At 75.0% G+C, this 23,495-nt stretch carries 28 protein-coding genes; 11 read left to right on the top strand and 17 right to left on the bottom strand.

The features are described from left to right. Nucleotides 1–96: 96 nt before the first annotated feature. From BJ989_RS02185 to BJ989_RS02160, 6 genes are all read left to right on the top strand, one after another. Entirely contained in the window at nucleotides 97–255 is a 159-nt protein-coding gene (locus tag BJ989_RS02185; RefSeq protein ID WP_179516817.1) for a hypothetical protein, read from the top strand. A gap of 420 nt (nucleotides 256–675) precedes the next feature. Continuing rightward, nucleotides 676–1,059 carry a DUF4232 domain-containing protein gene (locus tag BJ989_RS02180; protein ID WP_179516816.1) on the top strand — a complete coding sequence of 128 codons (384 nt, stop codon included), beginning with the start codon at nucleotides 676–678 and terminating at the stop codon, nucleotides 1,057–1,059. Nucleotides 1,060–1,126: 67 nt separating this feature from the next. After that, entirely contained in the window at nucleotides 1,127–2,071 is a 945-nt protein-coding gene (locus BJ989_RS02175) for a GNAT family N-acetyltransferase (protein ID WP_179516815.1), read from the top strand. Between the two features lie 125 nt (nucleotides 2,072–2,196). Next, entirely contained in the window at nucleotides 2,197–3,447 is a 1,251-nt protein-coding gene (locus BJ989_RS02170) for an MFS transporter (protein ID WP_179516814.1), read from the top strand. Nucleotides 3,448–3,466: 19 nt separating this feature from the next. Next, the gene (locus tag BJ989_RS02165; protein ID WP_179516813.1) at nucleotides 3,467–3,832 is read left to right on the top strand and encodes a hypothetical protein; all 366 of its coding nucleotides are present in this window, start codon (nucleotides 3,467–3,469) and stop codon (nucleotides 3,830–3,832) included. 36 nt (nucleotides 3,833–3,868) lie between these two features. Beyond that, nucleotides 3,869–4,792, top strand: coding sequence for an MBL fold metallo-hydrolase (locus tag BJ989_RS02160; RefSeq protein ID WP_179516812.1), 924 nt, complete (start codon nucleotides 3,869–3,871; stop codon nucleotides 4,790–4,792). Nucleotides 4,793–4,795: 3 nt separating this feature from the next. Here BJ989_RS02160 and BJ989_RS02155 read toward each other — a convergent pair whose 3' ends face one another. The 5 genes from BJ989_RS02155 to BJ989_RS02135 all read right to left on the bottom strand — a co-directional run bounded on the left by BJ989_RS02155 (nucleotide 4,796) and on the right by BJ989_RS02135 (nucleotide 9,197). Further along, the gene (locus BJ989_RS02155; RefSeq protein WP_179516811.1) at nucleotides 4,796–5,122 is read right to left on the bottom strand and encodes a DUF202 domain-containing protein; all 327 of its coding nucleotides are present in this window, start codon (nucleotides 5,120–5,122) and stop codon (nucleotides 4,796–4,798) included. Nucleotides 5,123–5,152: 30 nt separating this feature from the next. Further along, nucleotides 5,153–6,007: a carbohydrate ABC transporter permease gene (locus BJ989_RS02150; protein WP_179516810.1), complete on the bottom strand. Its 855-nt coding sequence runs from the start codon at nucleotides 6,005–6,007 to the stop codon at nucleotides 5,153–5,155. Further along, entirely contained in the window at nucleotides 6,007–6,957 is a 951-nt protein-coding gene (locus BJ989_RS02145; RefSeq protein ID WP_218848676.1) for an ABC transporter permease subunit, read from the bottom strand. The genes BJ989_RS02150 and BJ989_RS02145 overlap by 1 nt, the downstream gene beginning before the upstream one ends. Beyond that, nucleotides 6,958–8,211 carry an extracellular solute-binding protein gene (locus tag BJ989_RS02140; protein ID WP_179516809.1) on the bottom strand — a complete coding sequence of 418 codons (1,254 nt, stop codon included), beginning with the start codon at nucleotides 8,209–8,211 and terminating at the stop codon, nucleotides 6,958–6,960. A gap of 173 nt (nucleotides 8,212–8,384) precedes the next feature. Further along, nucleotides 8,385–9,197, bottom strand: coding sequence for a LicD family protein (locus BJ989_RS02135; RefSeq protein WP_179516808.1), 813 nt, complete (start codon nucleotides 9,195–9,197; stop codon nucleotides 8,385–8,387). Nucleotides 9,198–9,346: 149 nt separating this feature from the next. On the opposite strand from BJ989_RS02135, the gene BJ989_RS02130 reads away from it, so the two are divergent. Continuing rightward, nucleotides 9,347–9,778, top strand: a complete 432-nt coding sequence (locus tag BJ989_RS02130; protein WP_179516807.1) for an STAS domain-containing protein — start codon at nucleotides 9,347–9,349, stop codon at nucleotides 9,776–9,778. A 26-nt stretch (nucleotides 9,779–9,804) separates the two neighbouring features. Here the strand turns inward: BJ989_RS02130 and BJ989_RS02125 are convergent, their stop codons facing one another. Beyond that, on the bottom strand, nucleotides 9,805–10,167 hold the full coding sequence (locus BJ989_RS02125; protein WP_218848674.1) for a hypothetical protein: 363 nt from the start codon (nucleotides 10,165–10,167) through the stop codon (nucleotides 9,805–9,807). A 323-nt stretch (nucleotides 10,168–10,490) separates the two neighbouring features. On the opposite strand from BJ989_RS02125, the gene BJ989_RS02120 reads away from it, so the two are divergent. After that, nucleotides 10,491–10,814 carry a dihydrofolate reductase family protein gene (locus BJ989_RS02120; RefSeq protein WP_179519296.1) on the top strand — a complete coding sequence of 108 codons (324 nt, stop codon included), beginning with the start codon at nucleotides 10,491–10,493 and terminating at the stop codon, nucleotides 10,812–10,814. 21 nt (nucleotides 10,815–10,835) lie between these two features. Here the strand turns inward: BJ989_RS02120 and BJ989_RS02115 are convergent, their stop codons facing one another. Then, the gene (locus tag BJ989_RS02115; RefSeq protein ID WP_179516806.1) at nucleotides 10,836–11,075 is read right to left on the bottom strand and encodes a hypothetical protein; all 240 of its coding nucleotides are present in this window, start codon (nucleotides 11,073–11,075) and stop codon (nucleotides 10,836–10,838) included. 98 nt (nucleotides 11,076–11,173) lie between these two features. Further along, complete coding sequence (locus BJ989_RS02110) at nucleotides 11,174–12,418, bottom strand: glucose-1-phosphate adenylyltransferase family protein (RefSeq protein ID WP_179516805.1); 1,245 nt, start codon at nucleotides 12,416–12,418, stop codon at nucleotides 11,174–11,176. A gap of 136 nt (nucleotides 12,419–12,554) precedes the next feature. On the opposite strand from BJ989_RS02110, the gene BJ989_RS02105 reads away from it, so the two are divergent. Next, nucleotides 12,555–13,526: an SGNH/GDSL hydrolase family protein gene (locus BJ989_RS02105; protein ID WP_179516804.1), complete on the top strand. Its 972-nt coding sequence runs from the start codon at nucleotides 12,555–12,557 to the stop codon at nucleotides 13,524–13,526. Nucleotides 13,527–13,542: 16 nt separating this feature from the next. Here BJ989_RS02105 and BJ989_RS02100 read toward each other — a convergent pair whose 3' ends face one another. From BJ989_RS02100 to BJ989_RS02090, 3 genes are all read right to left on the bottom strand, one after another. Beyond that, nucleotides 13,543–14,193 carry a GNAT family N-acetyltransferase gene (locus BJ989_RS02100; RefSeq protein WP_343049011.1) on the bottom strand — a complete coding sequence of 217 codons (651 nt, stop codon included), beginning with the start codon at nucleotides 14,191–14,193 and terminating at the stop codon, nucleotides 13,543–13,545. A 1-nt stretch (nucleotide 14,194) separates the two neighbouring features. Further along, nucleotides 14,195–14,623, bottom strand: a complete 429-nt coding sequence (locus tag BJ989_RS02095; RefSeq protein ID WP_179516803.1) for a DoxX family protein — start codon at nucleotides 14,621–14,623, stop codon at nucleotides 14,195–14,197. Nucleotides 14,624–14,866: 243 nt separating this feature from the next. After that, nucleotides 14,867–17,260, bottom strand: coding sequence for a DUF6351 family protein (locus BJ989_RS02090; RefSeq protein ID WP_179516802.1), 2,394 nt, complete (start codon nucleotides 17,258–17,260; stop codon nucleotides 14,867–14,869). An 88-nt stretch (nucleotides 17,261–17,348) separates the two neighbouring features. On the opposite strand from BJ989_RS02090, the gene BJ989_RS02085 reads away from it, so the two are divergent. Further along, entirely contained in the window at nucleotides 17,349–17,609 is a 261-nt protein-coding gene (locus tag BJ989_RS02085; protein ID WP_179519294.1) for a hypothetical protein, read from the top strand. Nucleotides 17,610–17,650: 41 nt separating this feature from the next. On the opposite strand, the gene BJ989_RS02080 is transcribed toward BJ989_RS02085, so the two are convergent. Further along, nucleotides 17,651–18,148: a PGPGW domain-containing protein gene (locus tag BJ989_RS02080; RefSeq protein WP_179516801.1), complete on the bottom strand. Its 498-nt coding sequence runs from the start codon at nucleotides 18,146–18,148 to the stop codon at nucleotides 17,651–17,653. A 150-nt stretch (nucleotides 18,149–18,298) separates the two neighbouring features. Here BJ989_RS02080 and BJ989_RS02075 point away from each other — a divergent pair, with 150 nt between their 5' ends. Beyond that, a complete protein-coding gene (locus tag BJ989_RS02075; RefSeq protein WP_179516800.1) occupies nucleotides 18,299–19,408 on the top strand; it encodes an alkene reductase in 1,110 nt (369 codons plus the stop codon). A gap of 112 nt (nucleotides 19,409–19,520) precedes the next feature. On the opposite strand, the gene BJ989_RS02070 is transcribed toward BJ989_RS02075, so the two are convergent. The 5 genes from BJ989_RS02070 to BJ989_RS18550 all read right to left on the bottom strand — a co-directional run bounded on the left by BJ989_RS02070 (nucleotide 19,521) and on the right by BJ989_RS18550 (nucleotide 23,475). Further along, on the bottom strand, nucleotides 19,521–20,105 hold the full coding sequence (locus BJ989_RS02070; RefSeq protein WP_179516799.1) for a Dps family protein: 585 nt from the start codon (nucleotides 20,103–20,105) through the stop codon (nucleotides 19,521–19,523). A 35-nt stretch (nucleotides 20,106–20,140) separates the two neighbouring features. Continuing rightward, nucleotides 20,141–20,617 (bottom strand): hypothetical protein, encoded by a 477-nt coding sequence (locus tag BJ989_RS02065; RefSeq protein WP_179516798.1) that lies wholly within the window; start codon nucleotides 20,615–20,617, stop codon nucleotides 20,141–20,143. Further along, nucleotides 20,610–20,972, bottom strand: coding sequence for a hypothetical protein (locus tag BJ989_RS02060; RefSeq protein WP_179516797.1), 363 nt, complete (start codon nucleotides 20,970–20,972; stop codon nucleotides 20,610–20,612). The genes BJ989_RS02065 and BJ989_RS02060 overlap by 8 nt, the downstream gene beginning before the upstream one ends. A gap of 34 nt (nucleotides 20,973–21,006) precedes the next feature. After that, the gene (locus tag BJ989_RS02055; protein WP_179516796.1) at nucleotides 21,007–21,432 is read right to left on the bottom strand and encodes an SRPBCC family protein; all 426 of its coding nucleotides are present in this window, start codon (nucleotides 21,430–21,432) and stop codon (nucleotides 21,007–21,009) included. 183 nt (nucleotides 21,433–21,615) lie between these two features. Then, on the bottom strand, nucleotides 21,616–23,475 hold the full coding sequence (locus tag BJ989_RS18550; RefSeq protein ID WP_179516795.1) for a glycoside hydrolase family 15 protein: 1,860 nt from the start codon (nucleotides 23,473–23,475) through the stop codon (nucleotides 21,616–21,618). Nucleotides 23,476–23,495 lie beyond the last annotated feature (20 nt).

The raw sequence follows: 23,495 nt of genomic DNA, 5'->3' as shown, positions 1-23,495 counted from the left end.
CGACCGTGTGATGCGTGACCGCGCGGAGGCCTGCCTCGCGAGGGCTCGAGTGCGCGCGGTCGAGGCCGGCGCCGTGGTCTGCGCCAGAGTGCGGGCATGAGTCGGGTGGGGCGGTGGGAGCGTCGCAGCGGGGTGCCGCTGCTGCTGGCGGTGGAGTTCCTGGTCGCCTACGCGTGGCCGGTCCTCGACCCGGGCCTCGACGCGGACCTGGTCGAGTCAGCGACAGATCGCGCCGCAGAGTCGGCGATCGAGTGACGCGTGGGGCACGCCTCGCGGACCGCCGGCCCGTGCCGTACGCGTCACTCGTGGTCCGCGGTCGCCTGACGACGTGCACCGACCGCGCCGGGCACATCGCCCACCTCGGGGCGCTGGCCCTCCCCGACGCCTCGACCGTCGGCCGACGAGCCGTGGTCTGATGGGCGACGTGGGGGTGGGGGGATGCTGAGGCGCACAGGGCGGTGGCGTCGCACGGCGGCCGTGGTCGCGGCCGTCTGCGCGTTGGCCGTTCTCGGCGGGTGCGGGGAGGCCCGCAGCGGGGACCGAGCCGCCGACCCGGGTCCGGCAGCAGCCGGCGTACGCCCGTCCCCGACGCCGGCCCTGCCCGTGCCGCAGGCGCCGCTCGCCAGCCCGCCGACGCCTGTCGCGCCTGTGTGCCGCAGCGGCGACGCGGTCGCCGTGGGCCACGGCGTCGTCGACAGCGCCCTGGGCCGGCGCTTCCTCCGGGTCGACGCACGCAACTGCACGACGCGGGAGGTCGTGCTGAAGCAACCGGTGCTCACGGGGGAGACCGCGTCAGGGCGCCGCGGGACGCTGCGGGTCACCGCGACCCCGGTGGCCGGCAGGCCGGACGAGCCCCTCGTGCTCCCGCCCGGCGGGACTGCCTGTGCGGGCATCGCATGGCGAGCGGCACCGCGCTCGGGTCGACTGGTCGAGCTGCGGCTCGTGACCGGCGCGCGCGAGGACCTTCCCGACCTGCTGACCCTCGACGTGCTCGACCTGCGGCTCGACAGCCGGATCGACCACTACCCCTGGACCCGGGACCCCGAGGGCGTCTTCTGAGGTCCGACCGGCCCGGGCACCGGAAAACCGCGAGCGGGCCGCACGGCCTGTCACCCACACTCCTGCCATGACTCCCACGACGGCAGCCGGCCCCGCCGCCACCACGCCTCGCCCGCTGACCGGCCTGCCGGCCGGCCTCACCAGCCGCCCACTGACCCTCGCCGACGCCGAAGCGGTGCACGCCGCGATCGCGGCGGAGGAGGTCGCCGACCTCGGCGAGGCCGAGATGACCCTCGAGGACGTGCTGTCCGACTGGCAGCGCCCGAGCTACGACATCACCGCCAGCACGGTCGGTGTCCTCGACGGCGACCTGCTCGTCGCCTACGCCGACCACAGCGGCGGCGACGTCGTCTACACCGCCGTGCTCCCGGCGTACCAGGGTCGCGGCATCGGCACTGCGCTCGCGGCGTGGCTGCAGGCCACCGCCCGGGCGGCCGGTGCGACGCGCATCGGCACCCAGGTGCCGGAGGGCAGCGCGGCGGACCGCTTCATGCGCGACCACGGCTACGCGCTGCGCTGGACGGCGTGGGACCTCGAGCTCCCGCCCGGCCGCGAGCTCGAGGCCCGGCCGCTGCCCGAGGGCTACGCCCTGCGCGACGCGGCGCCCGCCGACCACGAGGCCGCCTGGACCTTGCTCGAGGACTGCTTCCTCGAGTGGTCCGACCGCGCGCGGGTGTCCCTCGACGACTTCGGTGCGCGGGTCTGGGGGCGACCCGGTGCCGAGCCGTGGAACCTGCGCCTCCTCCACGCCCCCGACGGCACCCTCGTCGGCGCGACGCACGTGCACCTCGCGGGCGACGCGGCGTACGTCGCGAAGGTCGCCGTGCGCCCCGACCACCGCGGACGGGGGCTGGCCCCGGCGATGCTGGTCGACGCCTTCGGGCTCGCCCGGGCCCACGGAGCCGAGCGCTGCTACCTCTCCACCGACACCCGCGCGGGTGCGCGCGGGCTCTACGAACGCGTCGGCATGGAGGTCGCCTCGACCTGGGTCAACCGCGCCCTGACGCTCTGACGCCGCCCGGCCGGCCCGACCCACCGGGCGGTACGTGCGCGACCGGGCGCGCGCGGAACCGGCTGGACCCGGACGCACCCCACGGGCGAGGATGTCTCGACGTCGAGAGACACGGGGGAGCGGTCGTGCGGACCAGGTGGTGGAGCGGCGCGCTCCCGCAGTCGGGGCTCGAGCGCGACCTGGCGGTGCAGTGCGTGCTGTCGGCCTTCGCGACCGGCTCGTTCCTCACCGGCACCGCCGTCTTCTTCACCCAGGTCGTCGGCCTGTCCGGAGCGCAGGTCGGCCTCGGCCTCTCGGCCTCCGCCGCCGTCGCGCTGCTGCTGCAGCTGCCCGCGGGACGGCTCGCCGACCGGGTGGGCGCGAAGACGCTCTGGGTGGTCGCGTCGGCGGTGGAGGCGGCCCTCTACTTCGCGTGGCCGCTCATCGGCGGCATGGTCGGCTTCGTCGCGATGCTGTCGGTCCTCGCGGTCTTCGAGACCGCCGGGCGCAACGCGCGCAACGTCTACCGCATCACGGTCTTCCCGCGCGAGGTGCGGGTCCGCGCGCTGGCCTACATGCGCGCCGCCCGCAACGTCGGCTACACCCTGGGCGCCGGCGCGGCCGGCGTCGCGCTCGGCCTCGGGACCGACGCGGTGCGCCTCGTGCCGCTGCTGACCGGCGTGCTGCTGGTCGTCAACGCGGTCATGATCGCGCTCGTGCTGCCGTCGGTGAGCCGCACCGTGCACGTCGACACCGTCGAGGACGGCATCGCCGCCTCGCCCGCGGCCTGGCGCAACACCGGCTTCGTCGTGCTGTCCGCCTGCAACGGCGTGCTCGCCTCGAACCAGGTGCTCCTCAACGTCGTGGTGCCGCTGTGGCTGGTCGAGCGCACCGACGCCCCGCCGGTGCTGCTGGCGTGGCTCTTCGGCACCAACACCGTGCTCGCCGTGCTGCTCACCGTGCGCGCCTCGCGGGTCGCCGACTCGGTGCAGGGGTCGCTGCGGGCCGTGCGGTGGTCGGGCTGGGCCTTCGTCGTCTCGTGCGCGGTCATCGCCGTCACGCACGACACCGTCGGCTGGGTCTCGATCGTGCTGATCTGGGCGGGACACATCACAATCACCGGCGCCGAGCTGTGGCAGTCCGCCGCCGACTGGGGTCTCACCTCCGAGCTCTCCGACCACCGCCGCCTCGGTGACTACCAGGGCGTGTGGGGCCTGGGCTACCAGGTCGAGCCGCTGGTCTTCCCGGCGCTGTTCACCTACCTCGCGCTCGAGTGGGGCACCCCGGGCTGGGTGGTCATCGCCGCCATCGGGGTCGCCGCCGCGGTGGTCGCGCACCCGGCCGCCCGGGCGGCGCAGCGTCACCTCGAGCGGGTGGGCGCGCCGGTCGGGGCGTGAGCCCTGGGAGGATGCCGGCATGGCCACCCTCGAGACCGCGTCCGGCTCGCTGACCCTCCGGCTCACCCGCGCCGAGAAGGTGGGGGGACTGCTGCGCGACCTCGAGGTCCCCCTCAGCGCCGTGACCGACGTCCGTGTCGAGGCCGACGCGGTCGCCGCGGTCGCCGGGCTGCGCGCCCCCGGCCTGGCAGTGCCCGGCCGCAGGCTCGGCACCTGGCGCCGGCAGCGGGGCCACCGCTGCGTGGTCTCGGTGCGCCGCGGCGTGCCGGCGGTGCGGGTCGCGCTCGCAGGGCAGCGGGTCGACGAGCTGCTCGTCTCGCTGCCCGACGCCGCGGAGGTGGCCATGCGCCTCCGCGCCGCGCTCGACGCCCACCGCCGGGCCTGAGGGCCGCGCGGTGGCACGCCTCGGGAGGGACCTCAGGTGAGCCGCCGCGAGCTGGTCGTCCTCGGCACCTCCTCGGCGGTGCCGACCCGCGACCGCGCCCACCCCGGCGCCGTGCTGTTGTGGGACGACGAGGTCGTGCTGCTCGACCCGGGCGAGGGCACGCAGCGCCAGCTCACGCTCGCGGGCGTCTCCGCCGCCAGCGTCACCCGCATCTGCCTCACCCACCTGCATGGCGACCACTGCCTGGGCCTGCCCGGCGTGCTCCAGCGCCGGCTGCACGACGGCACCACCGCCCCCGTCGACCTCTACTACCCCGCCGCGGGACAGGCGTACGTCGACCGCCTGCGCCGCTCGACCGCCACCGCGGTGCTCCCCGAGGTCCGCGAGCACCCGGTCACCGTCGGCGGGCCCGAGCCGGAGGTGGTCGACCGCTGGGGCGGCCTGCGGCTGCTCGCCGCGCCCCTCGACCACCGCGTGCCCGCGCTCGGGTGGCGGGTGCAGGAGGACGACGGCGTGCGGCTGCTCCCGGAACGGCTGGCCGCGCGCGGCCTCGCCGGGCCCGCCGTCGGGCGGCTGGTGCGCGACGGCTCCGTGACGACCCCGCACGGCGTCGTCCGGCTCGACGAGGTCAGCACCCCTCGACCCGGGCAGGCCTTCGCCTTCGTGATGGACACCCGGGTCTGCGACGGCGTCGCCGCGCTCGCCCGCGGCGTCGACCTGCTGGTGACCGAGTCGACCTACCTGGCGGACGAGGCCGAGCTCGCCGAGCGCTACGCCCACCTCACCGCCGACCAGGCGGGCCGCCTCGCGTCCGACGCCGGGGCGCGGCGACTGGTGCTCATGCACTTCTCGGCGCGCCACCCCGGCACCGACGTCTTCGCGCTCGAGGCGGGCCGCCACCACGGTGACGTGCACGCCGCGCGCGACCTCGACCGGGTGCCGCTGCCGCCGCGGCGGTGAGCCTCAGGCCAGCGTCAGCACGATCGCGGCCACCGCCACGCCGACGACCGCCAGCGCCAGCACCACGTGCGCACGCGGTGGCGGGGCGGGCCGGCCTGCGGCGATCGCGGCCTCGACGCGCCGCCACCGGTCCCACGCGAGGCCGGCGGCGAGGGCGGCGACCGCGGCGAGCAGGCAGGCGAGGACCTCCACGGCGGCCTCGGGCCAGGGCAGGTCGACCGCGAGCAGGGCGGCCGTGCCGGCGAGCAGCCCGAGCGCGGTGCGGATCCACGCCAGGAAGGTCCGCTCGTTGGCCAGGGAGTAGCGCGGGTCGGCCGGGTCGGGGTCCACCCGGGCAGTCTCGCACCCGGCGCCGCCGCCTCAGCGGATGCCGGAGCGCGCGAAGCCGGCGACGAAGGAGCGCTGGAAGAGCAGGAACAGCACCACCATCGGGATCGAGCTGACCAGCGTGGCGGCCATGACGCCGCCGTAGTTGGTCTCGTACTGCCCGTTGAGGAAGCCCAGCGCCACCGGCAGCCTGTACAGCTCGCGCTCCTTGAGCGCGATGAGCGGCCACAGGAAGTCGTTCCAGTGGTACATGAAGGTCAGCAGCGTCAGCACCGCGATCAGCGGCCGGCACAGCGGCAGGACGATCCGGAAGAAGATCGCGAGCTCCCCGGCCCCGTCGATGCGGGCCGCCTCGAGCAGCTCGTCGGGGATGGCGGTCATGAACTGGCGGGCCAGGAAGATGCCGAAGGCCGAGGCCGCGCCGGGCAGGATCACCGCCCAGAAGGTGCCGTAGATGCCGAGCTCGGACACCAGCCGGAACTGCGGGATCACCACGGCCTGCAGCGGGATCATCAGCGTGGAGAGCAGCAGCAGGAAGACGAGGGTGTCGCCGCGGAAGCGGGTCTTGGCGAAGGCGTAGCCGGCGGAGAGGTTCAGCGCGACGGTCAGCACCGTCGTCAGCGCCGCGACGGTGAACGAGTTCCCCATCCACAGCCACACCGGGTAGTCGGCGAACAGCTCGCGGAAGTTCTCGGTCGTCCACGACGACGGCAGCAGGCGCAGCTCGCGGTCGAAGACGTCGCGCCGCGGGGAGAAGGCGATGACCACCATGGAGTACATCGGCACGAAGACCACCAGCGCCGCGAGCGCGGCCACGACGGTGCGCGCCAGCAGCCCAAGGCGCACCCGCGGCGGCCGGGACGGGCGTACGCCGTCGCGCGCGGCCATCACGCACCTCCCTGGACGGCGCCGCGCTGGCCGCGCCACTGCAGCGCGGTGAAGGCGAGCACGACGAGGAAGAGCACGAGCCCGATCGCGGAGCCGTAGCCCTGCTGGCGCTGCTCGAAGCCGTACTGGTAGGCGAAGAACGGCAGCGTGGTGGTCGCGAAGCCGGGCCCGCCGTTGGTCATGGCGTAGACGAGGTCGAAGACCTGGAAGGAGTAGATGACGTTGAGGACGACCAGGAAGAAGGTCGTGGGGCGCACCAGCGGCACCGTGACCTGCCGGAACTGCTGCCACGCGCCCGCGCCGTCGAGGCGGGCCGCCTCGTAGAGGTCGCGCGGCACGTCCTGCAGCCCGGCGAGGTAGATGACCATCGAGAAGCCGACGCGCACCCAGACCGTCACCAGCACCAGCGAGGCCATCGCCCACGCGCCGTCGGTCTGCCAGTCGGGCCCGGTGACGCCCACGGCCGCGAGCAGCTTGTTGACGATGCCGATGCTCTGCTCGAAGAGCAGCGAGCCGATCAGCGCGGTGGCCAGACCCGAGAGGACGATCGGCAGGTAGATGACCGTGCGCCACACCCGCTGCGCGGGCAGCGCGCTGTCGAGGAGCACGGCGAGGCCCAGGCCGAGGAGGATCGAGGTCGGGACGGTGGCGAGCGTGAAGACCGCGGTGTTGACCACGGCCTGCCAGAACACCTCGTCGGAGAACATCCGGCGGTAGTTCTCGAGGCCGGTGAATCGGGTCGGCCCGAAGGTGCCGGCGTCGCGGAAGCTCAGCCACACCGCCCAGCCGAGCGGCAGCAGCAGGAAGAGCGCGACGACCGCGGTGTTGGGCCCGGCCATCGCCCACGAGAAGGCGGTGCTGCGCGAGCGCCGGGTGCGCCGGGTGCGCCCGGTGCCGGTGCCCCCGCGGCGGGCGACCCGAGCGGCGCCCACCCCGACCTCGCTCGCCACCTAGCCGGCGATCGCCGCGTCGACGCCCTCGGCGATCGCGGCCAGGGTGTCCTCGGCCGACTGGTCGCCGAGGAAGGCCAGCTCGAGCTGGTCGAGCAGCACGGTGTTGACCTGCGAGAAGGCCGGCACCGTCACCTGGGCGACGTCCTCCTCGGTCAGCGTGGTGGCCTGCTCGACGAAGACCGGCATCAGGTCGGGTCGCACCTCGTAGCCGAGGTCCTGGCCGACCAGCGACTGCAGCGTCGGCAGCTCGGTGGTGCGCGCGCACCACTCCGTCATCGCGTCCTCGGTGACCATGAAGCGCAGGAACTCCCCAGCCAGCTCGGCGTTGGCGCTCTCCGCGGTCGCGACCAGCGCGTTGCCGCCCAGGTCGCTCGACGCGCGCACGTCGCGCGGCTGGAACGTCGCCTGGTAGTCGAAGTCGACCTCGGCCTCGATGCCCGGCAGCAGGAAGTCGCCGACGAAGGCCATCGCGGTGCGCTCGCCGATGAAGGCGGCGTCGGGGTAGGTCGTGGACTTCACCGAGGTGTTGCGCGGCACCCACTGCTCGGTGAAGAACCGCTGCGTGAACTCCAGCGCCTTCAGGCCTTCCGGGCTCTGCACGACGGCGGTGGCCAGGTCGTCGTCGAGCAGCCGGCCGCCGGCCTCGAAGAGCCAGGTCAGCCAGCGGTAGGCGCCGAACTGCTGCCAGTCGTAGACGAACGGGAAGACCCCCTGCGGCAGCGAGGCCTTGAGCGCGTCGGAGACCTCGGCGAACTCCTCCCAGCTCCACGCCTCGTCCAGGGAGGTGGGCACGGTGATGCCGGCCGGCTGCAGGAGGTCGGGCCGGTAGACGATCGCGGTGGTGTCGGTGTGGTGCGGCACGCCGTAGGGCGTGCCGTCGGTCTGCACGGCCTGCCAGAAGGCCGGGATGAAGGCCGCGGCGTCGTCGACGTAGGGCGTGACGTCGAGCAGCTGCCCGGTCGTGCTGTAGCGCCCGAGGTCGGTGTAGGTGACCCGGAAGACGTCGGGCGGGTCGCCCGCCTGCAGCTGCGCGTCGACCGTCGTCTGCACCTCCTCGAAGGGGATGACCTGCAGGTCGACGGTGACGTCGTTCTCGGAGCCGAACCGGTCGGCGAGGTCGCGGAAGACCGCCGCCTCGGCGTCGGAGGCCCAGGTGATGACCGACAGCGTGCCGGGACGGCCACCGCCCCCGCCACCGCTGCCGCCCCCGGTCAGGCCGGCGCAGCCGCTGAGCCACCCGCCGGCCGTCACGGCCGCTGCGGTGCTGAGCAGACCGCGCCTGCTGATGCTGGTCCCGATGTGCCACTCCGTCGCTCGTCGGTGCTGCGACGCTAGCCACGCCTGGTGGCCGGGCACCGCCCGCACGGGTGGGGGAGCGCACCGTCCGGGCCCGGGCCCCGGCGCCGGTCCGGAGGTGGGTCCGGTCAGCGCCAGCGTGCGGTGAAGGCGTGGTGGCTCACCTGCTGGTGCGCGGGCGGCGGCGTGCGGTAGTCGCCGTACAGCGTCGTGAGGACCGCGTCGGCGTCGGCCGGGGCGAGGCACCGCAGCCCGGCGAAGTCCACCTCGACCGGCTCGCCGAGGGCCGCGGCCGGGACCGACCAGTCGAAGGACCCGACCCGGACGCCGAGACGGCCCGACGGCCGGCCCGGGTGGGCGGCCACCCACGTCGTCGCCCCGACCAGCACCCGCACCGGCAGCAGCCGGAGCAGGGGGCGCGCCACGCGCAGCGCCACCGGACCGTGCCAGCCGCGGGCCCGCACGCCGTCGACGTAGTGCAGCTCGACCGCCCAGCGCAGGAAGCGCAGTGCCGCCGCCTGGGTGCGGCGCCGCGCGCGCCCCGCCGGCACCGCGTCCAACGGGAAGACGTCGACGTTGACGCCCATCGCGACCGGGTCGGCGAGGGCCTCGACCAGCGTGGTGCGGTCGTCGCACACCTTCGCGTAGGGCAGCGGCCACTCCGGACGCTGCGGCGAGGTCGACACGCTCAGCCAGGGCGGGCCGTCGGCCGCGAGCTCGCGGACGAGCCGGTCGTACGCCGCGCGCGGCAGCATCACGTCGACGTCGTCGTCCCACGGGATCGGGCCGCCGTGGCGCACCGCGCCGAGGAGGGTGCCGTAGGCGAGGTAGTAGGGCACCCCGTGCTCGCGGCACCAGCGGTCGACCTTCGCGAGCGCGCCCGCCTGCACCGCGCGGAGCTCGTCGGCGCTCAGCTCGGCGCCGGGTGCGGGCGGGGTCACCGCGCCAGGGTAGGCAGGGCACGCGGTCTGGACCGCACCCTGGGCGCTTCCTCAAGATCAGCCGGAGGTCCCGGTCCGGGCGGGACCAAGGTCCCACCATGGAGGCACCCCCCGCTCGTCCCTCCCGGACCCCGAACCCCCGAGGCCCCATGACCGCCGACACCGCCGACGCCCCGTCCGTCGCCGCCGCTCTCGCCGCCCCCGCTGCCCTCGGCAGCTGCACCGTGCTCGCGACGCCTGGGGGCGACGTGACCGTGCTGAGCCTGCACGGCGCGCTCGACCTCGCGGTCGCCGGACCGCTGCGCCGCGCGCTGGACGAGGCCTGCGCGCGCTCGGCCGCGACCGGGCACCGGGTGGTGGTGGACGTGTCCGGCGTCGGCTTCGTGGACTCGACGGCGCTCGGTGCCCTCACCGCCGCGTTCCGCGACCTGCGGCGCGCGGGCGGCGCACTGCGCCTGGCCGGCGCGGGCGAGCAGACCCGTCTGGTGCTGCGGCTGACGAACCTCGCCGGCGTGCTCGGCGGGGACGCGCCGGTCGGCGACGCCGCGGCGGCCATCGTCGGCGCCACCACCCGGCGCTGAGGCCCGCGCGCCGCGGAGGCCGGCGGTCAGTGGCTGACGGCGCCGGGCAGCGGGCGCGGCTGCTCCCGCACGACCCGGTCACAGAGGAAGCCGGTGACGGCGGAGTAGACGCCCTTGTGCAGCAGGTCGACGGTGAGCTCCTGGCGCGGCCAGGACGCGGGCGGTGCCCCCACGCGGGAGGTGTTCTCCAGCGTCTGGTCGAGCGCGAGCCGCACGACGGTGTGCACGCCGGTCCACACCGGCCCGCGCATGCCCACCTCCGACCACAGGCCGCGCAGCGCGCCGAGCATCAACCCCTGGCTCCAGTGGATCGTCTGGTTGGCCAGGAACGGCTGCGCGCCGTCGGGCTGGCGGTGGCGGGTGAGGGCGAGGAAGGTGCGGCCGGGCACGTAGGAGTCGGGCGTCCGGTCAGGCGCTGCTCGAGCTTCTCGCCCAGGGTCATGACGGTGACGCCCACGGCGCCGGCAGCGGCGCCCTTGAGGGCTGCGGAGGTCAGCATGCGCGGCCGGTACCCGCACCGGACCTCCTCACCCCTGGGGGTGCCGGGACGCCGGGTGGGCCCGCAGCGATGAGTCCGCCGACCGCCGACGGTCGGACCCGTCGTACCGTCACCCACCGTGCAGCCGGACGCTGCAGCCACCGCACCCACCGCTGAGGAGCCCACCCGTGCGCCAGGTCGTCGTCACCGGCGGAGTTCGAGCGCTACAACGCGCTGCCGCGGTGGGTCGTCTCGACCACGCTCGAGCACGACGACGAGCGCTGGCCGGCGACCGTCCTGCGCTCGGTCGACGACGTCGCCCGGCTGAAGGAGACCGACGGCGGGCCGCTGCTCGTGCACGGCAGCGCGACGCTCGGCGCCGCTCTCGCCGACGCGGGCCTGGTCGACCGCTACCACCTGCTCGTCTTCCCGATCCTGCTCGGCGCCGGGAAGCGGATGTGGAGCGAGGCCGACAAGGACCTGGAGAAGCTGCGCGTCGTCGAGAGCGAGACCTACGCCAACGGTGTGCTCAAGCTGGTCTACGACGTCGTGCGCTGACCGGGCGCACGCGCAGGAGGGTCAGCTGCCCTCGCGGTCGCGCCGCGGCACGAAGTCGGAGGGCTCGGAGTCGATGACGTAGTTGCGGTCGGCCTTGATGCCCTCGACCGTGCGGCGCAGCCACTCCTCGTCCGAGGTCTCGACGTCGCGCTCGGCGAGCGCCTCGCGCAGGGCCTCGACCAGGTCCTCCTGCTCACCGGTGTCGTGGACGACCGAGGTCGCGTCGACGGCTGCCTGGAGGTCGGCGTCGTGGGAGGTCACGGTGTCTCCTTCTGCTGCTGCGGACGGTCTGCGGACGGCTCGCGGCCGACCCTAGGCGCTCGGTGGGCGCCGGCGCCTCCCCCGGGGGGCGACCGGGCTCAGGCGCTCGAGCCGGGCTCGAGCCGGGCGCCGGCCGGGACGTGCGCACCCGCGCCGACCCGGCAGTCGCGGCCCAGGAGCGTGACGCCCTCGTCGACCTCGAGGTCGGCGTCGGGGGAGCCGACGACGGCGTCGCGACCGATCGACGTGCCGCGGTCGACCACGCTGCCGTGGACCCGGGCGCCGGCCTCGACGACCACGCCCGTGAAGAGGACGCTGTCGTGGACCTCGGCGCCCGCGGCGACGCGTACGCCGGGCCCGAGGACGCTGCGCACCACCCGCCCGGCGACCTCGGCTCCCGGCCCGACCATGGAGTCGACCACCTCGGCCCCGGCGCGCAGCCGGGCGGCTCCGCGCTGCGGCTGCTGGGTGAGCACGGGCCACCCCGGCTGGTCGAGCACCCCGAGGTCGCCGTCGAGCACCTCGCGGTGGGCGGCGAGGTAGCGCGACGGTCGACCGAGGTCGCGCCAGAAGCCGGGCAGGGGCAGCGCGCGGGCCCGGCCGCGCTCGGCGAAGCGCGGCAGCAGGTGCTCGGCGAAGTCGCCGAGGCCGGAGTCGCCCGCGTCGGCGTCGGCGCCGAGCTCGCGGTGCAGCTCCTCGACGACCTCGACCAGCGCCGCGGGGTCGTAGGCCACGACCTCGGCGGCGACCCAGGTGGTGCGCGGCTCCTCTGGCTTGGCCTCGACGCGGGTGATGCGGCCGGTCCCGCCGCCCTCGTCGGTCTCGACCGTCGCGTGGTCGCCGGCCTGGTCGAGGGGGCGCTCGGTCGTCAGGACCGTGCACTCGGCGCCGGAGTCGAGGTGGGCCTCGACGAGGTCGCGGAAGTCGTAGCGGTAGACGTGGTCGGCGCTCATCACCAGCAGCACGTCGGCCCCGGCGGCCGCGACCTGCCTGCGCCGGCGGTAGAGCTCGTCGGCGTTGCCGCGCGCGAAGCCCTCCTCGTCGAGGCCGCCGGTGCCCTCCTGCGGCATCAGCAGCCGCAGCCCGCCGCGGGTGCGGTCGAGCTCCCACGGCCGACCGTTGGCGACCTGCTCCTCCATCGACGAGCCCTGGAAGGAGACCGACACCCACACGTCGGTGACCCCGCTGTGCGCGAGGTTGGACAGCGGGAAGTCGACGAGCTGGTAGACGCCGGCGAAGGGCAGGGTCGGCTTGGCGCGCTCGCGGGTCAGGACGTCCATCCGGCTGCCCGCACCGCCCGCCTGCACGAGGGCGAGCACACGCGTCCGGCTCAGGCTGGTCATGCCGCACTGTCGCACGACCAGGGCCACCCGCGCGCGTCGCGAGGCCCACCCCGCTGGGGGGTCTGGCGGGTGTCGGCGCCCACCCCTACCGTGACGCGGGCCACAACGGTGTGGCACCTGTCTCGGGAGATCGCACATGACCACTCGCACCCCCGCACGCCGCCTCGTCGGTGTGCTGACCACCCTCGTCGCTCTCGCCGCCGCAGGCGGCGCCGTCGTCGCCGCCGACCCCACGGCCGCCCCCGCGGCCGCGGCGACGCCGTCCTACGTCGCGCTCGGCGACTCCTACGCCTCCGGCACGGGCACCCGCAGCTACGTCGCCGACGGCACGTCGTGCCAGCGCTCCACCTACGCCTACCCCAGCCTGCTCGCGGCCCAGCGCGGCTGGTCGCTCAACTTCCGCGCGTGCTCGGGCGCCCGCGTGCCCGACGTCGCCGCCACGCAGCTCTCCGCGCTCTCGGCCACCACCTCCTACGTCACGGTCTCGGTCGGCGGCAACGACGCCGGCTTCGCCGACGTGCTCACCGAGTGCGCCACGCCGTGGTGGGCGGGCGACTGCGACCGGGCGATCGACCAGGCGCAGGCCTACGTCCGCAGCACGCTGCCCGGCTCGCTGCGCAACCTCTACGCCCAGGTCCGCACCCGCGCGCCCTACGCGAAGGTCGTCGTCGTGGGCTACCCCCGCGTCTTCATGGGCGAGGACTGCAACGCCGGCACGTGGTTCTCCCCCGCCGAGCAGACGCGCCTCAACCAGACCGCCGACCTGCTCAACAGCGTGACCCGGCAGGAGGCCACCGCGCGCGGCTTCACCTTCGCCGACCCGACCGCGCGGTTCACCGGCCACGCCGTCTGCGACGACGTGGCGTGGCTCAACGGGCTGTCCAACCCCGTCAGCGAGAGCTACCACCCCAACCGGCCCGGCCACGCCTCCGGCTACCTCCCGCTCGTCGGCACGGCGCTCACCGGCAGCAGCAGCGCGCTGACGACCACCACGCTGCAGCGCTCGGTGGCCTCGGGCGACGAGATCGCGGCGCAGCAGCGCGGCTACGCCCGACGCGACGCGCGCATCGAGCCCGACCCGTTCCGCGCCCCGCTGGCCGGCCGCTGACCGGTCACCCGGGCGGTCACGCCCTCCTGGCCCGCCACTCCTCGGCCAGGAGGGCGTAGCCGACGCCGTCGAGCCACTCCCCGCTGCGGTGCAGCGAGTCGCGCACGGTCGCGACCTCGCGCCGCATGCCGAGCCGCTCCATCAGTCGCCACGAGGCGGTGTTGGCGGCGAAGCAGCTCGCGACCACCCGGCGCAGCCCCAGGTCCTCGAAGCAGGCGCGCACCAGCTCGCCGACCGCCTCGGTGGCCAGGCCCCGGCCGGTGTGCGCGGGGTCGAAGGCCCAACCGAGCTCCGCCACCGTGCCCGCGGCGCGCTCGGCCACCTCGCTCTGGCCCCACGCGTCGTCGACCGAGACCATCAGGTCGCCGACCACCGTGGTGCCCCGGCCGTCGCTGCTGTCGCTGCCGCCGCTGCCGGCGCTGCCGTGGTCCGTGCCCGCCAGCTCGACCACGAGGGTGCGGGTGAGGCGGCCAGGCGGGACCCAGCGCGCGGCGTAGTCGTCGGGGTCCTCGCCGGCGTAGGTGATCCAGTGGTGCACCTCGGGCAGCCGGCGGTAGGCGTAGGTCGCGGCGACGTCGTCGGCACGCGCCGGCCGGATCAGCAGCCGCGGGGTGCGCAGCGGCCAGGCGACGGCGGAGAGGTCCTGCGGCTCACCCCCGGCGGCCACGTCAGGCTCCCCGACGCCGGAGCCAGCCGCCGCCCCAGAGCGCCCAGAGCACGAGCAGCGGCTGGAAGGGCAGGCGCGCCAGCCGCTTCGCGTCGGTGTCGAGGCCGAAGGCGTCGACACCCTCGACCCACTGCGCGACGTTGCCCGGGAAGATCGCGACGAAGAACGCCGCGAGCAGCCCGCCGAGGAGCCGGCGGTGCCGCGGCAGCACGACGTACGCCGTGCCCAGGGCGACCTCGACGACGCCCGAGCCGACCACCACGAGGTCCTCCTCGAGCGGCACCCACGACGGCACCTGCGCGCGGAACTCCTCGCGCAGGGTCGTCAGGTGTCCGATGCCCGCGCCGACCAGCGCGAGGCCCAGCGCGACCCGCCCGACGTGCTCCGCCACCCTCGCAGCGGGGGCAGGGGTGGGGTCCGTCGTGCTCACCTGCCGGAGCCTACGGCCGAGGGGTCGCGCGTGGGGCTCGTGCCGAGGGGTCGCGCGTTGGGGTGGCGCCGAGGGGTCGCGCGTGGGGGTGGCGCCGAGGGGTCGCGCGTGGGGGTGGCGCCGAGGGGTCGCGCGTTGGCCAGCGCGTGGCCCCTCGTCGGGTCGGTGACCCCTCGCCGATGACCCCTCGTCGGGTCGGCGACCCCTCGCCGATGACCCCTCGTCGGGTCGGCGACCCCTCGGCTACTGACGCAGGAGGGGGGCGAAGGCGGGGCTCGCCCAGCCACCGCCCGACCGGGGAGGAGCAGGCGGCAGCTCGCGACCGCCGTACGCCGCGCCCCCGCCGACCGCGTCGTAGCGCAGCCAGGTGCGCGCGGGCTGCTCGCCGCGACCCGGCGCCGACCAGTCGCACACACCGCGCGGCAGCGCGGACCGCAGCCGGTCGAGCTGCGCCTCGGTCGGCGGCAGCGGCAGGCCGTCGAGGAGCGACGCCTCGAGCGGGACGAGCCGGCAGGCGAGCACCTCGTTGGCCCGCGGACCGCCCGCCACCTCGCGCGGGGTCGACAGGCGGGTGGTCAGCAGGTCGGTCGACGACGAGCGGCACAGCGGCTCCCCGTCGGGACCGGGCACCTGGGCCAGCCCCGCCACGCCGAGGCAGCGGTCGGTCACGTCGGCGGGCCGGCCCGCCACGACCTTGGCCGCGAGCGGGCGGGAGGACCGGTCGGCCTCCACCGCGGTGAGCCACCGGTCGACCGCCAGCAGCGCCTCCCCGGCCCAGCGGGGGTCGCCGATCAGCGGCGTGGGCCCGAACCACATCACCCGGTTGTCGGTGTGGCCCTGGTCGGCCTGCAACCGGTCCTCGGTCCAGAAGGCGTGGGCGTAGTCGTGGGCGATGCCCGGGTCGGGGCCGCCGTGGTTGAGGATCGCGACCTCGTCGAGGTGGTTCGCCAGGTTGACGAGGCCGGTGCGGTAGGCCCGCACGATCGAGGCCGGGTCGCCCTGGGTGCGCCCCGGCGTCGGCACCCGGTCGACGTCGAGGCCACCGACCTGCTCGTTGAGGTCGACGAGCTGCTCGGTGGTGATCAGCCCCTGCTCGGCCGCCTCGAGCCCGAAGACGACGCCGTCGTTGGCGAAGGGCACCCCGGCGAAGCCGCGGCCGACCGCCTCCTCCTGCGGCCCCCACGCCGACGCCGGGCGCGGCCCGAGGAGGTTGAGCATGATGTCGAGCACCGAGCAGCGCACCCCGCCGGGGTTGACCTCGGAGTCGTAGCGCGTCGACGGGTCCCCCGCGACCGGCGCGAGCGTGCCGCCGCAGTCGTGCTCGGGGTCGAGCGCCGCCTTGAAGAGGCCCTCGTCGGCGACGACCGCGTTGACGTGGGTCAGGTGCCCCTCGACCGCCGCCATCTGGGTCGGCGACCACACCACGCCCGGCGCCCACCGCGACGGGTCCTCGAAGTAGCGCCGCAGCAGGTGGTAGTCGGCGAACTGCGCCCCGGCCGTGAGCGTGTCGGGGTAGGAGCACGTCGTGATCAGCCCCTGGTAGATGCCGGGGTAGGCGTTGGCGACGGTGTGCTGGGCGATCGAGCCGCCCGAGCAGCCCGTGCCGATCGTGTAGCGCAGCTCGCCGTAGCGCTCGACGAGGCGCTCCTTCGCCATCATCAGCGACTCGGCCTGCATCGCGACGTTGCAGTTGTGCCCGGTGTTGTCGAGCGCGGTCGACAGCACGGCGAAGCCGCGCCCGAGCGCGGTGACGTAGCTCGGCTCGACCCCCGGCACCGACTCGAGCGTGCCGGAGTAGTCCTGCAGCGGCGGGTTGCCCGGCGAGTACGACGCGCCGCAGCCGCCGCCGTGGGTGACGAGCAGCTTGCGGTTCCACTGGCGCTGCGGCGCCCAGGCGGTCCACCGACGCCCGGGCCGGAAGAGGGTGAGGATCGTGTAGCGGTCGCGGTCCTGGAAGCCGTCCTCGCGGCGCACCACGAAGGGGACCTCGACGCCCTGGTCGGTGGTCGTCGTGGCCACGTCGCTCGGGGGGTCGGCCGGGTCGTAGGGCTGCAGGTCGGTCACGAGCGGGTCGGTGCTGCGGTAGAGGAAGGAGTAGCGCGCAGGCTCGTTGCACAGCGCGTCGCGAGCCGTCTCCTGGCAGCGGTAGTGCCGGGTCTGAGGGCCCGAGAAGACCGGCCCGCCGTTGCGGTGGTTGGTGACGACCGCCTCGCCGGGACGCACGCCCGGCGCGGTCGCGCGCAACGTCGTGCGGCCCAGCCGCAGGCCGGTGACCAGGCCGACGAAGCGCCCGTCGCGGCGCACCGCGAAGGCGCGGGTCACGTCGCGACGTCCGGCGGTGACGCGCACGCGGTGCGCCGGGGTGCCTGGCGGCAGCGCCACGGCGACCAGCACGTCGCCGGCGCTCACCAGGTCGGCGCGGTTGCTCAGCACCTGCACCCGCAGCGGCGGACGCCGGCGGGTCGCGGTGACGTCGATGAGCGACCCCTGGGAGCCGGTGGCGCCGCCACCGGTCGCAGCGGCCGGTGTCGGAGGGGGCAGGAGCGGGTCGCCGACGGCCGTCGGCGCGGCGACGAGGGGGAGCAGCAGCACGACCGGGGCGAGCAGCGCGAGGGCAGGCGCGAGGCGGGATCGCATGCCTCCTGCAACGACCGGGCGTGGTCGGCGTCACGCCGGGTCACCGCGCGCCCCTGCGGGTGCCGGCAGCAGGAGTAGCGTCGTGACCATGATCGGATTCGTCGTCTTCGGCCTCGTCGTCGGTGCGCTCGCGCGCCTCATCAAGCCGGGCCGGCAGCGCCTGGGCCTGCTGTGGACCCTGCTGCTCGGCCTTGCCGGCTCGGTGATCGGCGGCACGGTGGCCAGCGCGCTCGGCACGGGTGACGTCTTCGAGCTCAACGTGCTCGGCGCCGTGGTCGCGATCATCGCCGCGGTCGCGCTGATCGGCGTCGCGGAGTCGCTCGCCGGCCGCTCGCGCGGTCGCCGCTGAGCCTGCGGCGCCGCTGACCCACGCGCCGGCCGCGGGGACCGTCAGCGGCTGCTGCGCTCCGGGGCCGGGTCGACGCCGTCGGCCGGCACGCGACCCGGGTCGTAGGGGTGCGTGCGGAAGCGGCGGTAGCTGAAGACCAGGAGGCCGAGCGCGAAGAGCGCCGAGGCGATGAGGGTCGCGCCCGCGCCCCAGCCGCCGATCAGCCAGAACGACTCGCGCAGCGGCCACCAGTCGGGCGCCGGGGGTCGCAGGCCCCAGAAGACGCCGAGCCCGACCAGCCAGACCACGCCCAGCAGCGAGGCGGCGATGCGGGGCCAGGTCTGCACGCCGTCGGAGGCCGCCTTGAGCGCCTGCCGCTTCACCGGCTCGACCCGGCGCTCGGCCCACGTGTAGCGCTGCGAGAGCACGACGAGGCCGCCGAAGAGCAGCAGCAGCCCGGGGCCGGGCAGCGCCAGCGCCGCCACCCCGGCCACGACCAGCACCCAGCCGACGATCTCCAGCACCAGCGCCTTCAGCGCCGCCCCTCCCAGGCGTGTCATGACGCCATCGTGGCAGACCGGACCCACTGCGCCGGGTGACGCGCGTGAGGCGCGCCACAGCGCCGACACGCCGGTGGTCGGGAAGAGCGACTCACCCCCAGGGGTTGGGCCTCCTCGACACCGGATCCCGACGCACGAGAGGTGGACGCGATGACCGAGAAGACCGACGCGACCCAGGACCGCAGCGAGCTCAAGGCCTTCGAGCCGGTCCGGGTGGGCCGATGGGACCTGCCGCAGCGTTTCGTGATGGCCCCGCTGACCCGCAACCGGGCGGGTGAGGGCGGCGTGCCGACCGAGCTCAACGCGACCTACTACGCCCAGCGCGCCGGCGCCGGGCTGATCGTCAGCGAGGGCACGCAGCCCAGCGCGGTCGGCCAGGGCTACCTCGGCACGCCGGGCCTGCACAGCCCCGAGCAGGTCGCCGGCTGGCGCCTCGTCGCCGACGCCGTGCACGCCGAGGGCGGGCGCATCGTCGCGCAGCTGATGCACGTCGGCCGCATCGCCCACCCCGACAACAAGGGCGGCCTCGAGACCGTGGCCCCGAGCCCGATCCCCGCGCCCGGTGAGATCGTCACCGCCACCGGCTCGCAGCCCCACGCCGAGCCTCGCGCACTCGGCACCGACGAGCTCCCCGGCATCGTCGAGGAGTTCGTGACGGCCGCCCGCAACGCGGTCGAGGCGGGGCTCGACGGGGTCGAGGTGCACGCCGCCAACGGCTACCTGCTGCACCAGTTCCTCGGTCAGTCGAGCAACACCCGCACCGACCCCTACGGCGGGTCGCCCGAGAACCGCGCCCGCCTCGTCGTCGAGGTGACCCGCGCGGTGGCCGAGGCGATCGGCGCCGACCGCGTGGGCATCCGCATCAGCCCCGCCCACGGCATCCAGGGGGTGCTCGAGGACGACGAGGCCGAGACCCGCGCGACCTACGAGGCGCTGGTCGAGGGCATCGCCGACCTGGGCCTGGCCTACCTCTCGGTGCTCGCCGACCCGAGGGCCGACCTGGTGCGTGACCTGCGCAAGCGCTTCGGTGGCCCGGTCGTGCTCAACTCCGGCTTCGTCGAGGTGACCACCCTCGACGACGTCGAGCAGGTGCTGGTGGAGGACCTCGCCGACCTCGTGGCCGTCGGCCGGCCGTTCCTGGCCAACCCCGACCTGGTCGAGCGGTGGCGCACCGGCGCCGCGCTGAACGAGCCGGACCCGGCCACCTTCTACGGCGGCGGCGCGGAGGGATACACCGACTACCCGACGGTGCAGGGCTGACCAGCGACGACGGCCCCTCCGACCAGGTGGTCGGAGGGGCCGTCTGCGTCTGGCGGGGTCCGGCTGGGTCCGCGCCGGTGGGCCCGGGCCGGTCGGCCCGGGCCGGCACGCGTCAGAGGGTGCTGGTCGCCTCGCCGTGCTCGGTGGTCGCGGCCGCGGCCGCGGCCTCCTGCTCGGAGGTGGCGCCCGCGGTCGCGAGGTTGCCGCCCTTGTCCTCGAGGTGCGCCCGCACGAACCAGTGGAAGAGCTCCAGCTTGTCGGTCTGGGCGATCAGCATGTCCTGGGTGACCAGGTCGAGCTCGTCGAGCTCCTCGATGTTCTCGCGCCAGGAGGTGATGACGCCCTGGTAGAGCACGTCGACGGCGCCGAGGTGCTCCTGGGTGGTGGCACGGCCGATGCTGTAGTCGTCCCAGGTGCGGGCCTCGACCAGGCGGCCGGGCGTGCCCTGCGGCGAGCCGCCCAGGGTGGCGATGCGCTCGGCGATCTCGTCGGCGAAGCCGCGCACCGCCTCGACCTGGGGGTCGATCATCTCGTGCACGGAGATGAAGTGGGGGCCGACGACGTTCCAGTGCACGTGCTTCAGCGTGAGGTGCAGGTCGTTCGCGGCGTGGAGCCGGGCCTGGAGGATCTCGATGACGCGCTGGGCGTCGGCCTCCGACATCCCGGGGGTCGTGTAGTGCAGCTTGTTGGTGGCCATGCCTCGTGTGTACCCGGCCGCCGGAGGGCCCGATGTCACCCGCGCGGGTGGGCGCGGGCGCCCTCCTGCGGGGTCGCGGCGCCGCCCCGGGGGCGGGTGTGCCGCAGCCACGCGAGGCCCGCCACGGGCAGCACGAGCGGCAGCCAGCCGTAGCCCGCGCCGAAGCGCGACCACACCGTGTCGTCGGGGAACCACGAACCTTCCACCACGCTCAGCACCCCCACCACGAGCACGCCCGCGAGCTCGACGCCGAGCGCGACCCACGCCACCCGGCGGGCGAGCGGGCGGGTGGAGGCGAGGGCGGCCGTCGCCACGACGTACACCGCGGCGGCGAGGACGGTGAGCGAGTAGGGGACCGGTGCCTCGTCGAAGGCCGTCGCCACCTGCACCGACGAGCGACCGGTCGCGGCGAGCGCGAAGACGGCGTAGACCGCGACCAGCACGCGTCCCCAGCCGCTCGAGGTCGCGCGCGGCTCGGCGGCGCCGGGGGCCTCGGGGTGGGGCTCAGGCACCGGCGGACCAGATGACGTCGAGGCGCAGCAGCAGGAAGGGCACGACCAGCCCGGAGACGATCCACACCGCGGTGCCGGCGCGGCTGGGCTCGCCGAGCGCCCAGAACGCCGACGCAGGCACGATCAGCAGCAGGCCGACGAGGTAGCCCACGAAGGTCGCGGCCGACACGTCGCCGCCGTCGGTCACGAGCAGCACCACCCCGACCACCAGCTGCGCGAGCAGCCCGACCTCGAGCAGCGCGGCCGGGGCCAGCAGCCACCGGTCGGTGAGCCGGTCGCGCACGACGTACGCCGTCGCGAGGGCGGCGATCAGCAGGGAGAGCCCGGCGAGGGTCCAGGTGAGGGGGTCGAGCACGGCTCGAGTCTGGCAGGCCGCGCGGAGCGGGGGCTCAGGACCGGCGCAGCGAGCGGGTGAAGGCGGCGAGCAGGGCACGGGTGGTGCCGGCGAGCACCAGCTTCTCCGGCGCGACGCGGGTGCGGGCGGTCAGCGCCCAGGTGACCTCGGTGCGACCGCCGACGTCGCGCAGCGTCACGCGGCCGGAGTAGTCCTTGAACGGCACGCCGGAGAGCGCGCGGTAGCCCAGGGCGTAGGGCGTGCACTCGGTGACCTCCTCCACGATCGCGGGCGCCGGCCCGGGCGCGGCGATGCGGCGCACCGCGCCGACGCCGTTGCGCTCCTCGCGGCCGGGGGTGGTGAGCGTGACCTGCAGGCCGGGACCCCAGCTCGCCATGCCCTCGTGGTCGACCAGTGCCGCCCAGACCTGCTCGATCGGGCGGTCGACGACCTTCGTCGCGCGGGTGGTGGTGCTGGCCACGGCTGCCTCCTGGGTGGTGCGGGGGTCGGGGCGCTCATCATGACAGCACTGCTGTCACGGTTGGGTCCGGGGTGCAGGTGGGCGCAATTGTGCTGGACTCGACTGTGGAACCGGCCAGTAACCGTCGTCCGCCGCACAATTGCGCCGAACTCGGCGCCGTGCCCCGCCACGCAAGACCGGCTCCTACCCCAGTGCGCGGTCGAGGTTGAGAGCGGCGCTGATGAGGGAGAGGTGGGTGAAGGCCTGCGGGAAGTTGCCGAGCTGGTCGCCCGAGAGCCCGACCTGCTCGGCGTAGAGCCCGAGGTGGTTGGCGTAGGTGAACATCTTCTCCAGCGCCAGGCGCGCGTCGTCGAGCCGGCCGACGCGGGTGAGCGCCTCGACGTACCAGAAGGAGCACATCGAGAAGGTGCCCTCGTCGCCGCTCAGGCCGTCGGTGGTCTCGTCGAGGTCGTAGCGGAAGACCAGGCTGTCGGAGACCAGCCGCTGCTCGACCCGCTCGAGCGTGGCGAGGAAGCGCGGGTCGGCGGGGGAGCAGAACTTCACCATCGGCATCAGCAGCAGGCCGGCGTCGAGCACCTCGCTGCCAGGGTGCTGCACGTAGGTCTGCTGCGCGTCGTCCCAGCCGCGCTCGGTGATGTCGGCGTAGACGTCGTCGCGCACCCGTGACCAGGCCGACAGGTCGCCGGGCAGCCCGCGGCGTCGGGCCACGCGGATCATCCGCTCGAGCGCCACCCACGACATCAGCCGGGAGGTGAGGTGCTCGCGCGGCTCCTCGCGGATCTCCCACATGCCGTGGTCGGGGCGCTGCCAGTTCTCGGCGAGCCACTCCACGACCCGCGTGAGGTCGGCCCACGCGTCGTGGGAGATGCCGGGGCCGTGCTTGTCGAAGAGGTAGACCGCGTCGATGACCTCGCCGTAGATGTCGAGCTGCAGCTGCTCCACCGCCGCGTTGCCGACGCGCACCGGCTGCGAGCCGCGATGACCGCACAGGTGGTCGAGGGTGCGCTCGGTCTCGGGCACCTCGCCGTCGATGGTGTAGAGCACGCGCAGCGGCCCGAGGTCCTCACCGTGCTCTGCGCGGTGGGTGCCGCCCTCGCCGAGGCGCTCGGAGAGCCAGCGGGTGAAGGCGGCGGCCTCGTCGGTGAAGCCGAGCCGCAGCAGCGCGTAGAGCGTGAACCCCGCGTCGCGGATCCACACGTAGCGGTAGTCCCAGTTGCGTCCGCCGCCCACCGACTCCGGCAGGCTCGTGGTGGGTGCGGCGACCACGGCGCCGCTCGGCTCGTGGCACAGGAGCTTGAGGGTCAGGGCGGCGCGGTCGACCATCTCGCGCCACCGACCGGCGTACGTCGACTGGCTGAGCCAGGTGCGCCAGAAGCGGGCCGTCGCCGCGAAGAGCTCCTGGGTGTCGCCCTGGCCGCAGCCGCGCATCTCCTCCCCGGGCTCGAGCACCTCGAGCACGAAGAGCGCGGACTCGCCCGGACCGAGCTCGACCTCGGCCGTGACGTCGGCGCCGTCGAGCTCGAGGTCGACCGTGGAGCTGAGCGCGAGGTCGACCTCGCCGTCGGAGAGCCGCACGCCACGGTCGGTGCGCTGCAGGTCGGGGCGCTCGGTGGCGTACTGCGGGCGGGCGGCCATGCGCATCGCCAGGCGGGAGGTGCCGCGCACGGAGACCACGCGGCGCACGAGCCGCTGGTGGTGGTCGGGGTCGTGGGCCCGCAGCACCGGCATGAAGTCGTGGACCTCGGTCACGCCCGCCTCGGTGTGGAAGCGCGTCACCAGGATGTTGGTGTCGGGCAGGTAGAACTGGTGGGTCGTCGTCTCCTCGTCGAGCGGACGCAGCGTCCACGCTCCGGCGTCCTCGCCGCCCAGGACCGCCGCGAAGACGCTGGGCGAGTCGAAGCGGGGAGCGCAGAACCAGTCGACGGATCCCTCGGCGCCGACCAGCGCGCAGGTGCGCAGGTCGCCCACGAGGCCGTGGTCGGCGATCGGCACCTGCCCCCACGCGGGGGCGTCGCCCGGCTGGTTGCCGGGCCGGTTCACCACGGGCGGGCCGCCGCTCGTGC

Origin of the sequence: Nocardioides perillae, assembly GCF_013409425.1 — a bacterium.
Taxonomy (GTDB): Bacteria; Actinomycetota; Actinomycetes; order Propionibacteriales; family Nocardioidaceae; genus Nocardioides; species Nocardioides perillae.
This window is presented reverse-complemented; position numbering and strand designations above follow the sequence as displayed.

Bases quoted from the DNA above. Each gene is read 5' to 3' on its own strand.
- BJ989_RS02165 (WP_179516813.1), top strand. From the start codon at position 3,467: ATGGCCACCCTCGAGACCGCGTCCGGCTCGCTGACCCTCCGGCTCACC.
- BJ989_RS02080 (WP_179516801.1), bottom strand. From the start codon at position 18,148: ATGACACGCCTGGGAGGGGCGGCGCTGAAGGCGCTGGTGCTGGAGATC.
- BJ989_RS02185 (WP_179516817.1), top strand. From the start codon at position 97: ATGAGTCGGGTGGGGCGGTGGGAGCGTCGCAGCGGGGTGCCGCTGCTG.
- BJ989_RS02085 (WP_179519294.1), top strand. From the start codon at position 17,349: ATGATCGGATTCGTCGTCTTCGGCCTCGTCGTCGGTGCGCTCGCGCGC.
- BJ989_RS02130 (WP_179516807.1), top strand. From the start codon at position 9,347: ATGACCGCCGACACCGCCGACGCCCCGTCCGTCGCCGCCGCTCTCGCC.
- BJ989_RS02075 (WP_179516800.1), top strand. From the start codon at position 18,299: ATGACCGAGAAGACCGACGCGACCCAGGACCGCAGCGAGCTCAAGGCC.
- BJ989_RS02070 (WP_179516799.1), bottom strand. From the start codon at position 20,105: ATGGCCACCAACAAGCTGCACTACACGACCCCCGGGATGTCGGAGGCC.
- BJ989_RS02105 (WP_179516804.1), top strand. From the start codon at position 12,555: ATGACCACTCGCACCCCCGCACGCCGCCTCGTCGGTGTGCTGACCACC.
- BJ989_RS02150 (WP_179516810.1), bottom strand. From the start codon at position 6,007: ATGGCCGCGCGCGACGGCGTACGCCCGTCCCGGCCGCCGCGGGTGCGC.
- BJ989_RS02175 (WP_179516815.1), top strand. From the start codon at position 1,127: ATGACTCCCACGACGGCAGCCGGCCCCGCCGCCACCACGCCTCGCCCG.
- BJ989_RS02090 (WP_179516802.1), bottom strand. From the start codon at position 17,260: ATGCGATCCCGCCTCGCGCCTGCCCTCGCGCTGCTCGCCCCGGTCGTG.
- BJ989_RS02110 (WP_179516805.1), bottom strand. From the start codon at position 12,418: ATGACCAGCCTGAGCCGGACGCGTGTGCTCGCCCTCGTGCAGGCGGGC.